This window comes from uncultured Paraglaciecola sp., assembly GCF_913058035.1.
Taxonomy (GTDB): Bacteria; Pseudomonadota; Gammaproteobacteria; order Enterobacterales; family Alteromonadaceae; genus Paraglaciecola.
Map to the genome: position 1 here is coordinate 1 of NZ_CAJXPA010000127.1, position 13,608 is coordinate 13,608.

A 13,608-nucleotide genomic window follows, 5' to 3' on the forward strand; every position below is an offset into this window, starting at 1 on the left:
CAATTATACCGAATCATCCAGCGTTTATGAATACTCAGCTATTTTTCAACCCTGTTAATGTTCAGCAAAAAGATTTTTGGCATCGAGATTGTCAATATGATCACGATGTTGAAGGACAAAAAAAAGCTATTCAAGAAACTCAAGTTCTGCATTTACGTGTACCTTTATTTGATGAACTCGGTATGGAGCTGGTGCCACAAACACACAAGCGCTGGGATAGTGATGAAGAATTTAATGTACGACAAGAAGAAAAGGGTAAGGTAAGTAGCGATGACCTATCTACGGGTAAAAAAATTAAGTTAGCCGATGGTGATTTGTTAGTTTTTTCGGCTGATATGATCCATCGTGGTTTATACGGATTAGAGCGTTTAGCTTTAGATATTTTAGTATTTGACCCATCTGCTGATCTTGCTGATTACGTTGATGACGATTGTTTGCCCGATAGGTCAATGCTGGACAAAATTGCCGATCCAAGATTATTTACGAGCACTATTAACTTAAAATCAAAGCGGCAGCGATAATTATTTAATCATCATCGCTAGTGAGCATTTAATAAACCCCCCGTTTCTAATGCAAACATTTACATATCTTGTGATTAAAATGTGTATGGTTAATCAATATGTTTTTAGGTATTAAATGACCGAAAGTGTGTCTTTAATACTGCTATGTGTTGTATTTGAGTAGGAATATATTAACAGTGAAGGGCCAACAATATAAGCGCAAACGCTTGTAAATTAGACTTAACAAGAGCAAACCGTAGAAACCGAAGCTGTTAATATTCCAAATAAAAAAATTGGCAAGTTTTACAGCGTTGATAGATAGCAAACAAGGCAGCAAATATAATTATCTGACTGTGCAGTAGACAATTTAGCCGAGTCACCATAGATTTTGAGGTTAATGCCTCGAATGATATTAAGTATGTCTAATCAGTCGGTATCTGGTTGAGTTCAATTCAAGAAATAAGCAGAAAAACTATTTAGTTTGGGCAATAAGCTGTTTGAGCTCACACAAATAGGGCAAGTAATCTTTTCTAATATCATCGGGTTTTCTTTAGGTTTATCTGAGGTGTTTTATTTCAAGTCAAGAACCTAAGACCTTCTATGCGGTCATGTCCACAATGTTTTGAGTTGTTCGAAATATAGAACTATTCAAAATATAATTAGTATTGTATCAATTTTTAGAACAGTGTTGTCTATTTCCTTGTATTGTCATAAATTAGCTTAAGGTCTACAATCATCACACTTCAAATCAGTTATGAGAAATATAATGAATACACAACATACAAATAAGCATATATTAATAGTATTAACTTCACATGCTGAGCTTGGTAACACTGGTGAAAAGACAGGTTTCTGGGTTGAAGAGTTTGCTGCACCTTATTATGCTTTCACCGATGCAGGAATAAAAGTGAGCATAGCTTCTACATTAGGAGGTCAGCCACCTATCGATCCTAAGAGTGAATTAGAAGATTTTCAAACCCCATCAACTAAGCGTTATGACGCAGACAATGATGTACAAGCTTTAATGGTTAACACATCCAAATTGGCTGATGTCGACGCTGCTGACTATGACGCTGTTTTCTATCCTGGTGGTCACGGGCCATTATGGGACCTTACCGATAACGAAGATTCAATTGCTTTAATTGAACGTTTCTTAGCCACCAACAAGCCAATCGGAGCAGTATGTCATGCAACCGCTGCATTTTTAAATGTCAAAGATACCTCTGGTGAGTATGTGGTAAAAGGTAAAGCAGTAACAGGTTTTACGAATAGTGAAGAAGAAGCCGTTCAGTTGACTCATATCGTTCCCTTCTTATTAGAAGACGAGTTGATTAAACGTGGTGGCGATTATCAAAAAGTGGCTGATTGGAATGCTTTTGCAATCCAAGATGGCTTAGTCATAACAGGTCAAAATCCTCAAAGCTCAGAATTAGCTGCAGAAAAATTAATAGCAGCACTGGCGTAGGTTACAACCGCTTAACTTTTAAAAAATAATGAGGAATAATATTCATGTTAAATTTTAGTTTTCAAAATACTACCCGAATTCAGTTTGGTGAAGGTCAAATAGCTTCACTTAGTAAACAGATCCCAATCGATGCAAAAGTGTTAGTGACTTACGGTGGCGGTTCAATCAAAAGTAACGGCGTATATGACCAAGTTGTTGCCGCACTAGCTAAACATACCTGGTTCGAATTTGCTGGTATCGAGCCAAATCCAAGTTTCGATACACTCATGAAGGCACAAGATGTTATTAAAGAAAATAACGTCGATTTTATTCTAGCAGTTGGTGGTGGATCTGTTGTTGATGGTTCTAAGTTTATTGCAGCTGTGGCACTTTACGAAGGTGAAGACCCTTGGGATATCGTCAGTAAACAAGCGCGTATCAAGAAAGCTCTTCCACTAGCTTGCGTACTTACTTTGCCAGCGACAGGTTCTGAGTCAAATACTGGTGCGGTAGTGACTCGTAATGGTAATAAGCTACCATTTGCAAGTCCTCTGGTTCGTCCTATTTTTGCGATACTTGACCCTGCGGTAACACTGTCATTGTCCGACCGTCAAATTGGTAACGGTGCTGTGGATGCGTTTGTTCACACAATGGAGCAGTACCTGACCTACAGTGTAAATGCTAAGGTGCAAGACCGTTTTGCTGAAGGATTGTTGTTAACTTTAATCGAAGAAGGACCAAAAGCATTGGCCCCTGAAACGTCTAAAGACTTAGAAGTGCGTGGCAATATTATGTGGGCGGCAACGATGGCGCTTAATGGTTTAATTGGAGCAGGTGTGCCGCAAGATTGGACAACTCACATGATTGGTCATGAACTAACTGGTACTCACGGCATCGACCATGCACGAACTTTATCCATAGTACTGCCTGCTGTGATGAAAATACGGAAAGAAGCAAAACGTGAAAAGTTATTACAGTACGCTGAACGTGTCTGGAATGTGACAGAGGGTGATGAAGATTCACGTATTGATCGTGGTATCGAATTAACCGAGCAGTTTTTCGAAAAGATGCAAGTACCAACACGCTTATCTCATGTTGATCTTGGTGCAGCGGATATTGATTTGTTGATAGAAAAGCTTACTCAACACGGTATGGTAAAGTTAGGCGAACATAAAGCTGTTACTCCTGACATCAGTCGTGAAATATTGGTCACTGCACTCTAATTTGGGTTGTGGGAAAGAACGGTCAGTTTGAAAAATAAAGACCTGCATAATTTGATAAGCCAAAGTATGCAGGTCAATCGCCAGTAGACTTTCGCAACTCGTGCGTTGGGTGCTTCGGCTGTGAAAAGTTTTAACTCTATTAAGAGTGAAAGGCGAAATCCACAGTCTGGTGAGATTTTATTAATTACGGCTTTCTTATCCCTTGCCCTTATATTCTTAGTCACATGAATTTAGCCAATCGATGTTATGTGGCTCAAAGATGCAAAAATCACTCATTTTGGCCAGCTTGTGATGCGAGTGGGTCCAGACAAATTATAATTAATAACGACTTTTATAGAGAAATACTATGTTAACAGTACACCATTTAAATAAGTCTCGTTCTAAACGCGTATTGTGGTTGTTAGAAGAGCTCGGAATGCCTTATCAACGTATTGATTATCAGCGCGATGCTCAGACAAACTTAGCACCTTCGAGTCTCAAAGCAGTTCATGCGCTCAGTAAAGCACCTATAATCGTTGATGGTGATATTACTTTGTGTGAGTCCAGTACAATAATGGAATACATTTTAGATAAAGATATCGAAAATCGCTTTCGCCCTGAAAAAGGTAGCAAAAAGTATTACCAATATCTTGAATGGTCACACTTTGCTGAAGGATCGTTGGCATTACCGGTAATGTTCACATTATTCATGGGGATGGAAACACGTAACGGTGACCAAATAATGGACGGCTATATTGCTAAAGAAGTCGCCTTAGACTTTGGTTATATTGAGTCCACGTTGGCTAAGCGCGATTATTTTTCTGGTGCTGAATTTACGGCTGCTGATATTATGATGCAAACTATGCTAGAAATTGCGAGTAAGCTTGGTTTACTCAAAGAACGAGAAAAAACCTTAGCTTATTTGGAAAAAATTCAGCAACGTTCTGCTTATCGAAAAGCGGCGAGTTTCGGTTAAGGATCAAGCAAACTGCAAGTAACAATATTAGGCCCAATTTACACTTCAATACCTTATCTCAATATAACCATTTATTTGTGTTGTCTGGTATGTGGAATGAATCAACTGATGTGTATTTGTTGATGAATTAACTTGTTTTAATTAGCTCAACAGGAAGACGTTTCGGGATAATAGTGAGGAGCTTTAATTAATTCATATCGCATAGTTATTATAATAAATAGTAGTTATGACGGGTACAAAAATAAATGTGGAGCATTAGTCGAGAATTTAATTGTCATTAATTTGCTCTATTATCACTTTTTCTTTATCAATTGAACTTCAGATCAGTCGGTCTAAATTGGCTTCAATCCACCTAGATTATTGTCTTGCTATGACCTATTTAGTGAAACGTGTTTAAGCATATCAAGACCGAAGTAATACTCTGTGAATTCTATTAGTATGTCGCCAGACTAGTGACAAAACCAAATGAAATGTGGTTCTAGAAACAATGTTAATGATAGAAATTAAGCATTAGTTTTTCTAATCTCAAACGTTCAAGAAATGTACGTTGTACGTTACTTGAACTATCTCTAGAATCTAACTCTGTTTGTCACTTTCGTATATGTATTTGGTTTTTTAGAGCTATAAACATTGCGTTAACTTTTGAAGTAGTAGTAAAGAAATGAACACGTTAGAATTTATCCAAATACGTCGTTTTATCCTTAAACTGGGTAAAATGTTGCACAAATACGGTTCACCATCCTTTCGACTGGAAGCGTATTTAACTGAAATTGCCACGCATTTTGGCCTGCATGCGTCATTTAATTCTACCCCCACCACTTTATCTATTGTGCTGTGGAGTGACCGTCATGAAGACGAGTATAACCACTCTGCACGTATGCAGCCCGGTGAGCTGGATATGAACTCCCTGTCTCGGACTGATGAATTAGCTTACCAGTTACTATCTGGCGATATATCTCTTGCAGAAGCAGATAAGCATTTAGATGAGATCGATGTTATGCCTAGTCCCTATGGTAAAAGCTTAACGGGTATTGCTTTTAGCTTGTCTACTAGTGCATTTGCGATGCTTATGGGGGCTGGTTGGTCAGAAATTATCTATTCTGGTTTGCTAGGGGGGATGGTTTATTTTTGGACTCTGTGGGCATTACGTTCAAAGCGAGTTAACTTGATGTTGGAACCTGTCGCTTCGTTTTCAGTAGGTTTTATGGCGTGTGTTATTAATCATTATTCATCATCAGGGTTTAATATCTGGCTGATCATTCTTTCCTCTTTAATTATATTAGTACCTGGACTGTCATTGACCATCGGTTTAGCTGAATTATCTTCACGTAATTTGGTATCGGGAACGGCACGTGTAATGGATGCCACCATGCAGTTATTTAAACTATATTTTGGTGCTTTTTTAGGTGTCAGTCTGGGTTACCAATTGTTTGGTCAACAAGAGTTGGCAATGGCAGTTACTCTGCCTTTTTGGGTCAACTGGTTGGGTGTGTTCATGCTTAGCGTAGGTCTGGTTGCTATATTCCGTACACCGATGAAACATGTTCCCTGGGCAATAACATCGACTTTTATTGCTTATGCAGCCTCGACTTGGAGCTCTAGCTATCTTGAAAACGGACTTGGGGCGTTTGTTGGCGCATTTGCATTAGGTGTGTTTGCAAATATATTTTCACGCATCGCTAATGCTCCTTCTACTATAGTGGCTATGCCTGGTTTAATAGTATTGGTTCCAGGTTCAAAAACATATATTGGACTTAATTCGTTTATCTCAGGCCAAGACATTATCAAAACCGATCATATTGCTCAGGAAACTTTTTTGATCTTGATGTCATTAGTGGCAGGATTGATATTTGCTAATGTAGTGATACCATCAAGAAAATCATTATAGTTGTTGCATACTGACATGTGGTTGATTCAGAAAGTGGGACTTTTGGAGCAAAGACTGTTTTAGGGAGTGTGATTATTGCAAAAGTTTATAGGCGAACTTGTTTCCTAGAACCTTAGGTCGCATTGCGAAGTCACACTGGACTGGGATCCAGTGTGACTAGCTACTGAGTGATTTGCTTTTGAATATTTACTACTCTAGCTGTTTAAATTGACCAAATAACGGCCTACTACCTTCGCTTGCATAAAACGTTGTAGATATTCAGGTGTTTGTTCTAAGGATATTTCTTCACACAAATCTTGAAGATTTGGAAGTTTCATATCGCTAGCGACTCGTTGCCAGATATGTTGTTTATCACTTAGTGGGATATATACCGAATCTACACCGAGTAAGGATACCCCTCGTATAATGAAGGGATACACAGAAGAGGAAAGCGTAGCAGAAGCGGCCAGACCGCAAGCCGATACGCCACCACCTGATTTAATTTGTTTTAACAGATTACCAAGGTAGTCACCGCCTAAGGTATCTATTCCGTGGGCCCATCTTTCTTTACCCATCGGTAAGTCTGCCGCTTCATTGAGTACATCACGATGCAATACTTCATCGGCACCAATAGATTTTAAATGTTCCGTTTGTTCAGGTTTACCTGAAAACGCTACCACGCTGTAACCCAGTTGTTTGAGTAAGGCGATACTGATGCTGCCTACACCACCTGTTGCACCTGTCACCGCAACGGGACCATCTTCAGGGCGTGCACCCATTTTCTCTAGTTTTTGCACACAAAGAGCGGCTGTTAACCCGCCAGTTCCGTAAGTCATGGCTTCTTTTAAAGATAAATTTTCTGGACGTTTTACAGCCCAGTTTGCGGGGATAGAGATCATCTGGCCTAACCCACCTGGTGTATTCATGCCCAAATCATAACCAAATATCAGTACTTCATCACCGGGTGAAAAAGTACCTGTCTTATCGTTTATAACCACGCCTGCTGCGTCTATCCCAGGTGTATGAGGATAATGACTGCTGACTCTTTTATTACCGCTAGCAGATAACGCATCTTTATAATTTAATGATGAATAGTGCACATTAACAAGTAGGTCATTTTCAGGTAAATCAGTTAACGAACGGTTGACTATATTTAATGTAAATTGTTTGTTGGCGGCCTCTTCTACCAATAAGGCTTTAAAATTATTCACCTCAGACATTGTTTGACGTTCTCATGGTTATTAATTTGTGACATAACTTTAACAAATGGAGATTGTTTCGGCTAGGCTTGTTGACAATGTCTTGTCGGGTAATGCTGACTAATATAATGCCCAGTAGTTAATAAATATAATGTACAAATACAAGTATGAATATAATCATACCGATTATGGACAAACCTTTAATATTCATTAAGACTCTTGGTTTTAAAGTGCTAAGTCATGTTTAATGTTCTATATATTAAAATGAGTTACGTTGTGTATGAAAGTATTAGTAAATAAGGGGGATAGCAGACATTAACTATCGTGTACTACTTAATAAATAGTAACTAACTGCATCGCTCAGTGCTAAACACCAGTCGTAATCAATCACGCTCCTTTGGCATTAAACCTTGCTCAAACAATAAAAACACACTACTGTATAAAAAAACATGATAATAGGTTCTATGCGTCTTTTTATTGCCGAAAAACCCAGTTTAGGTCGTGCTATCGCCGATGTATTACCCAAGCCACATAAAAAAGGTGATGGCTATATTAGTGCGGCTAATGGCGATACGGTGAGTTGGTGCATAGGGCATCTACTCGAACAACAACAACCAGAGGCATACGATCCTGTCTTTAAAAAGTGGAGCCATGAACATCTGCCTATTATTCCCCAGCAATGGAAACTTACAGTTAAAAAGCAGACTGCCAAACAACTTGGTGTGTTACGCACTTTAATTAAGCAAGCTGAGCAACTTGTGCATGCTGGAGATCCTGACCGTGAAGGTCAGCTATTGGTAGACGAAGTGATCAATTTTCTAGGCGTAACTGGTGCTAAGAAAAGTAGTATACAGCGCTGCTTAATCAATGACTTAAATCCTTCCGCAGTCAAACAATCAATAAGCAAATTACGCAGTAATCGAGAATTTATCCCACTGTCCACTTCAGCTCTGGCTCGCTCACGTGCTGACTGGCTATATGGAATAAACTTAACCCGTGCCTATACACTTCAGGGTCAAAAAGTTGGGTATAAGGGAGTGTTGTCTGTGGGCCGAGTACAAACGCCTTTGTTGGGTTTAGTTGTGCGGCGTGATAAAGCTATAGATGCGTTTGTGAGTAAGGCATTCTATGAAGTCTGGGCCGACTTAGAAACAAACAACGGTGAGAATTTTAAAGCCAAGTGGCAACCCAGTGAGCAATGTGCCAAATATCTTGACGACCAGGGTCGAAATTTATCCCAGGCACTGGCGCAAAATGTTGCTGGGCGCGTCAGTCAGCAACCCGCATTGGTAAAAAGTCTTAAACGTGAGCATAAAAAACAAGCACCGCCACTGCCTTATAATTTGTCATCTTTACAAATTGATGCAAGTAAAGCCTTCGGTTTAAGCGCTCAGCAGGTACTGGATATTTGTCAGGGGTTGTATGAACGTTACAAATTAATTACCTACCCCCGTTCAGATAGTCGTTATTTACCCCTTAGCCATTTTGGTCAAGCTAAAAAAGTACACAGTGCCATTTTAAGCAATAGCCAACATCTTGGCCAACAAGGCCATGTATTTAGTCAAACCCAGTTTGATTTAAAATATAAATCAAAAGCTTGGAACGACAAAAAAGTCGATGCTCACCACGCTATTATTCCAACTGAAAAAACCAGTAATCATCTATCTGGAAACGATGCGAAGGTGTATGCCCTAATATGCCGAAATTATTTAGCACAATTTTTGACCCATCACGAATATTATGCGGTACGTGTTGAAGTAGAAATTGCTGCAGGATTATTTGTCGCAGTCGCAAAGGAACTGATTAATGAGGGGTGGCGTTGTATTTTTCTGTCTCGCAGTAAAACTAGTAACCAGGATGACAACAGCGAGGCTACACAGCTATTACCTCGTTTAGATATTGGACAGGTTCTTAAATCTTTACAAGCTGAAGTGTTAGAAAAAAATACTTCGCCACCGAAAGCTTATACAGACGGCAGCTTACTAGCCGCTATGACAGGCATAAGTGCCCATGTAAGCGATCCACAACTACGCAAAGTCTTGCGGGAAACAGACGGTTTGGGCACAGAGGCAACCCGAGCAGGGATCATAGAATTATTGTTTACTCGGGGGTTTTTGTCACGTACCGGTAAAACTATTACTTCAACCGCAAGTGGGCGGGGCTTGATAGAGGCTTTGCCAGATGTGGCGACTTATCCTGATATGACTGCCCGTTGGGAATCAGAATTATCTGCTATCAGTGAAGGAAAAAGCCAATATAAAAAATTAATGTGCCCGCTAGAGGTGCAACTTAAAGAGCTAATAGCACAAAGTCGTGAAGTGTTACCTAAAGGGTTGACTGGTTTAGGTAAACAGCGTTTTACAAAAAAACGTAAAAGTGGCACAAAGCGAAAATAAGTGACGTTTACTCATTAACTTAGTTAAGTGAGGAAATCGTCAAACAAATTCAAAACAAAACTAATCTAATTGAGTTACCAATTCTGATGCCTCTGCGCCGATTATTGCAGCACCTAGTAATGCGCTATGATTGCTAAATTTGGTTCCGACAATTTTAGGGAGTAGAACACCTTTAAATAGATAGTCAGACATCAGGTCAGGTAAGTACATATAAATCTCTGATATATTCGATATTCCCCCTCCAACTACTATAACGTCAGGGTCATAGTAGATGACCAGTTGGGCTAAACTATGAGCTAAAAGATCCAAATAACAATTAAACGTTTTGACGGCAAGGTGATCGCCATGTCTCATTTTAGTTACCAGAGTTTGTGCACTTATATTATCTCCACCCATATGGGTGTAAAGCCATTCTAAGCCTTTCCCTGAAACATAAGGTTCAACACAGCCCAATGAGCCACATCCACACTCAAGTAAAGGCAGTCCATAACGTTGTTGATGCAGGGCACTGAGCAATACATGCCCCCATTCACCTGCGATTTTATTACGGCTTGTAAACAGTTTTCCTTGTACACACAAGGTTGAATTGACACCAGTACCAATAATGACACTGAGTACTTTGGAATGGTCTTTTCCTGCACCGTATACTGATTCCGCAACTGCAAAAGTTTCACTGTCATTGCCAAACCCTACACATCGTTTTAATTTATCACGAATATCGGCGTGCACATTTTTTCCATTAATACATTGGATATTAGATGAAACAGCAAAATTGTTAGAGTCGATAACACAAGGTAAACCGATGCCCACTGTGCTTTCTCCTAAGGTGTTTTGGTCTGCTTGCTCCACTAAAAATATAACTGCTTGTAGAAATTTACTATAGTCATCTGTAGGTGTTCGGATGCGTTGACTTGATAACAGATTTTGATTGTTATCAAATATGCCCAACTCCATTTTTGTACCACCAATATCAATACCGTATTGCATATAACTACTCTTATTATGGTGTATTATTTAAAGACTAATTGTTTGAGGACTATTGTCTGCTTAATAAGACGCAACTTCGGCCAAGAAATAATAAATAAAATATGCCATCGCTTTTTTTTTACATAACGACTTAAAGCGATGTTCTTCACTTCCTTACTCAAGCAATATTAATTGGAAATTTACCTATTAAACTTGCCTTCATATTAAAATACCGCCGGGTGATGAGACAGCATCTATGCTGGAACGCTTTGAATATATATCATCTTCTGAACCACGACACATTTCATTTAAATATTGTTGTAAGAATTAATTAACCATTTCTAGTGAATGAAATGGTTAAAAATATAAAATATCACAAGGCTAAATTTTCACAAAACAGTTCGTCGTATTTAAAAGGGTAATCGAGATGATTATGTTGTCTACGCAATTAATGTTGGTCTTATGGAAAAAAATAATCTCTATCATAGAAGGGATGCTTGAGATGATCAGATATGTTAAGACTGTTTAAAGTTGCTAAAATTTTTATCCAATTGAACATTCAACGAGTAAAATAATATTGATGGGTTCTGGTAACTCATGCGCAATAAATGATTAGGTACGGGCAAGTTTTACACCAACAATTTTTGTTGTTAATAGAAATAGTTAGGCCATTAACTCATTAAACAATGCTTCAAAGGAGATGTGTGCTTTGATGTCTACCGCACGATTGATGAGGCGAGCAACATCCCTTGCAGAAATTAAACCACGAATTTCATGTTGCTTACGGTCAATCACTAAACAATGTTGCTGATGGTTATGCTTTTGTGTTTCTAGTACGTCCTCAACCGTCGCTTTTGCCAAATCATTATAATCAAAACATTTGAGTGTTTCACGCGCATGCATAAGGTCGCTGACTAAAAGTTCATTACGTGGGGTATTCTTATCTACCTTCTTGAGAATATTTTCTTCAGAAAGGTCATATAAACTCACAATTCCAATAAATTTCTTATGCAGATCCAGTATTATTTTCATTTTCACATGTGATCGCTTCATTAAGTTCTCAAGATCTATCGCTCTGACATTCGCATCTATTACCCTTGGACGATGCTGACGAAAATCGGTTAAAATACTTAATGCGGGTGTTTTTGCAGATATAGAGACCTGTTCTTCTGGCCACACTAATTTGTCTATAGATTCGGTGTTATACAACGTTAATGATTTCATGAATATTTTCCTTTATCGCCGTGTTTAAGATTTTAAGTAAACTCAGATAACTACCAAGCTTAGGGATGTCTACAACTTGGGTGACTCTTAAACTCTAAACGGGGTGTGCATTCTTTAATTAATTGTAGTCATGATTTTTTACTTTGAAAATTAAGTGTTTCGCATGTCTTCGTGCTTAATCAAGATTGAAACAATTAGTTGTTGATAACCAGTAGTTTGTATTCATAAAAAAGAAAACAACAAAGTCAAAATTGACAACATAATAGGGATAGTTATTTGTAAAGAAACAGGATGTTGGATAAAATTAATAGTACAAAAAATATTAATTAGGCCAAAATATTAAGCCTACTTAAGTTAATAGTTTTGAGTGCTTTCTTCTTGTATGTCCAGCACCTCTTCATATTCTGGGTGCATGGGTAGTACATTCGGCGATGTTCGAACCATTGCGACGTAATGACTTTCATGGTCTTCCGGTATTTCAACAACACGCGAGCGAATTAATTGTATTGTGAGAATAATACTAAAGATTGCTAAAACCATCAGATAATAGGCGGGTAGAGCACCAACACCCAAATATTCTAGAGCAAACCCCGCAATGGTGGGCCCAACAAAAGATCCCAAACCGAAGACCATTAAAAGGCTACTGGAACCTGCTACCAAGTGATCCTTATGTATCCGTTCTACAAGATGAACCACGGAAATAGGGTATATAGCTAACACAAGGCCACAAAATATTGCCGATAATGCCGTAATTAGCCCTCGTTCAACTGCGAAATATTTCGCACAAAAAGCCATAGATAATGCCAATATGCATCCCAGTATTAACGTAAATAAAATGACACGCCGACGATCCATTCGATCTGACCAACGACCAACAGGGTATTGCAATAAAGCGCCTCCAAGAATAGAAAGCGATATGAAAGCAGCAAGTTCATTTTCGGTGTATCCCAAACCATTCACAAATAATGGTGTTAGGCCCCAAAAAGGTCCCATTATTAACCCTGAAACTAAGCAACCAGTTACAGCAACGGGTGCTGCATCAAACACCTTTAAAATACTCATAGATGGCATATCAACATCCACATTGGGTTGTTGCAGTCTGGTCCAAGAAATTGGCATAATCGAAGCTGTGACCAGTAAACTAGCTATTATGAAAAGAGTATAACCAGTGGCACTGTCAATAAGCAAAAGTTGCTGTGATGCGGCAATAGCTAAGAGATTGATCAGGGTATATATAGAAAATATGCGACTTCGATAAGCGTCTTGCGTTTGACCATTTAACCAACTCTCGACCACTGTATACATCGCAAATACACCAAAGCCAGTAGTAAATCGAATAACTAACCAAGCATATGGAGAGACAAATAAAGTGTAAGCAAGAGTACAACAACCTAGTAAAGCGGTGCAAAAAGTAAAACAGCGGATATGGCCCATTCGTTTGATCATCTTCGAAGCCATCAAAGTGGCAACAAAAGCGCCTAAAAAATAGACCGAAGTGAGAACCCCCAAAAATTTACCTGAAAAACCTTCGGCAATCCCTCTTAGGATCAACAAGGTGCTGAGTAAACTATTGCCCAACAACAGCAAAAATATAGCCAGAAATAAAGCCATGATTGAGAGAAGAATAGAACGCATAAAGCTTCCGAAATTAGTTGGAAATAGTGGGGCGGCAGTAGTATAGCCGAAAGAATTATTTCGTAAATAAATCTTTTATGGATTTTAATTAAGGTAAGTTATTTTATTTTTAGACTGACTTATCAGGAATGCTTTAATACTCATTTACACAAGCTACTATAAAAGTCTTTGTAAATCATCTTGAATAGTTGCTATTTAC

The 13,608-nt window shown here is 38.6% G+C and carries 10 protein-coding genes; 6 read left to right on the forward strand and 4 right to left on the reverse strand.

Annotated elements, in window-relative coordinates:
- The 5 genes from QZ562_RS15135 to QZ562_RS15155 form a co-directional block, all read left to right on the forward strand.
- Positions 1-521: hypothetical protein (locus QZ562_RS15135; RefSeq protein WP_293761789.1), on the forward strand; the 521-nt coding region annotated here is incomplete at its 5' end.
- A gap of 745 nt (positions 522-1,266) precedes the next feature.
- Complete coding sequence (locus QZ562_RS15140; protein ID WP_293761791.1) at positions 1,267-1,965, forward strand: type 1 glutamine amidotransferase domain-containing protein; 699 nt, start codon at positions 1,267-1,269, stop codon at positions 1,963-1,965.
- Between the two features lie 44 nt (positions 1,966-2,009).
- On the forward strand, positions 2,010-3,167 hold the full coding sequence (locus tag QZ562_RS15145) for an iron-containing alcohol dehydrogenase (protein ID WP_293761793.1): 1,158 nt from the start codon (positions 2,010-2,012) through the stop codon (positions 3,165-3,167).
- A gap of 346 nt (positions 3,168-3,513) precedes the next feature.
- Complete coding sequence (locus QZ562_RS15150; protein WP_293761795.1) at positions 3,514-4,122, forward strand: glutathione S-transferase family protein; 609 nt, start codon at positions 3,514-3,516, stop codon at positions 4,120-4,122.
- A 661-nt stretch (positions 4,123-4,783) separates the two neighbouring features.
- Positions 4,784-6,010 carry a threonine/serine exporter family protein gene (locus tag QZ562_RS15155; RefSeq protein WP_293761797.1) on the forward strand — a complete coding sequence of 409 codons (1,227 nt, stop codon included), beginning with the start codon at positions 4,784-4,786 and terminating at the stop codon, positions 6,008-6,010.
- Between the two features lie 194 nt (positions 6,011-6,204).
- Here the strand turns inward: QZ562_RS15155 and QZ562_RS15160 are convergent, their stop codons facing one another.
- Positions 6,205-7,209, reverse strand: coding sequence for a YhdH/YhfP family quinone oxidoreductase (locus tag QZ562_RS15160; RefSeq protein WP_293761799.1), 1,005 nt, complete (start codon positions 7,207-7,209; stop codon positions 6,205-6,207).
- Between the two features lie 443 nt (positions 7,210-7,652).
- Between QZ562_RS15160 and QZ562_RS15165 the strand changes: the two genes are divergently transcribed.
- Complete coding sequence (locus tag QZ562_RS15165; RefSeq protein ID WP_293761801.1) at positions 7,653-9,584, forward strand: DNA topoisomerase III; 1,932 nt, start codon at positions 7,653-7,655, stop codon at positions 9,582-9,584.
- A 60-nt stretch (positions 9,585-9,644) separates the two neighbouring features.
- Here QZ562_RS15165 and QZ562_RS15170 read toward each other — a convergent pair whose 3' ends face one another.
- From QZ562_RS15170 to QZ562_RS15180, 3 genes are all read right to left on the reverse strand, one after another.
- On the reverse strand, positions 9,645-10,571 hold the full coding sequence (locus QZ562_RS15170) for an ROK family protein (protein ID WP_293761803.1): 927 nt from the start codon (positions 10,569-10,571) through the stop codon (positions 9,645-9,647).
- A gap of 642 nt (positions 10,572-11,213) precedes the next feature.
- The gene (locus tag QZ562_RS15175) at positions 11,214-11,774 is read right to left on the reverse strand and encodes a CBS domain-containing protein (protein WP_293761806.1); all 561 of its coding nucleotides are present in this window, start codon (positions 11,772-11,774) and stop codon (positions 11,214-11,216) included.
- Between the two features lie 354 nt (positions 11,775-12,128).
- Positions 12,129-13,409 (reverse strand): MFS transporter, encoded by a 1,281-nt coding sequence (locus QZ562_RS15180; protein ID WP_293761808.1) that lies wholly within the window; start codon positions 13,407-13,409, stop codon positions 12,129-12,131.
- Positions 13,410-13,608: the final 199 nt, after the last annotated feature.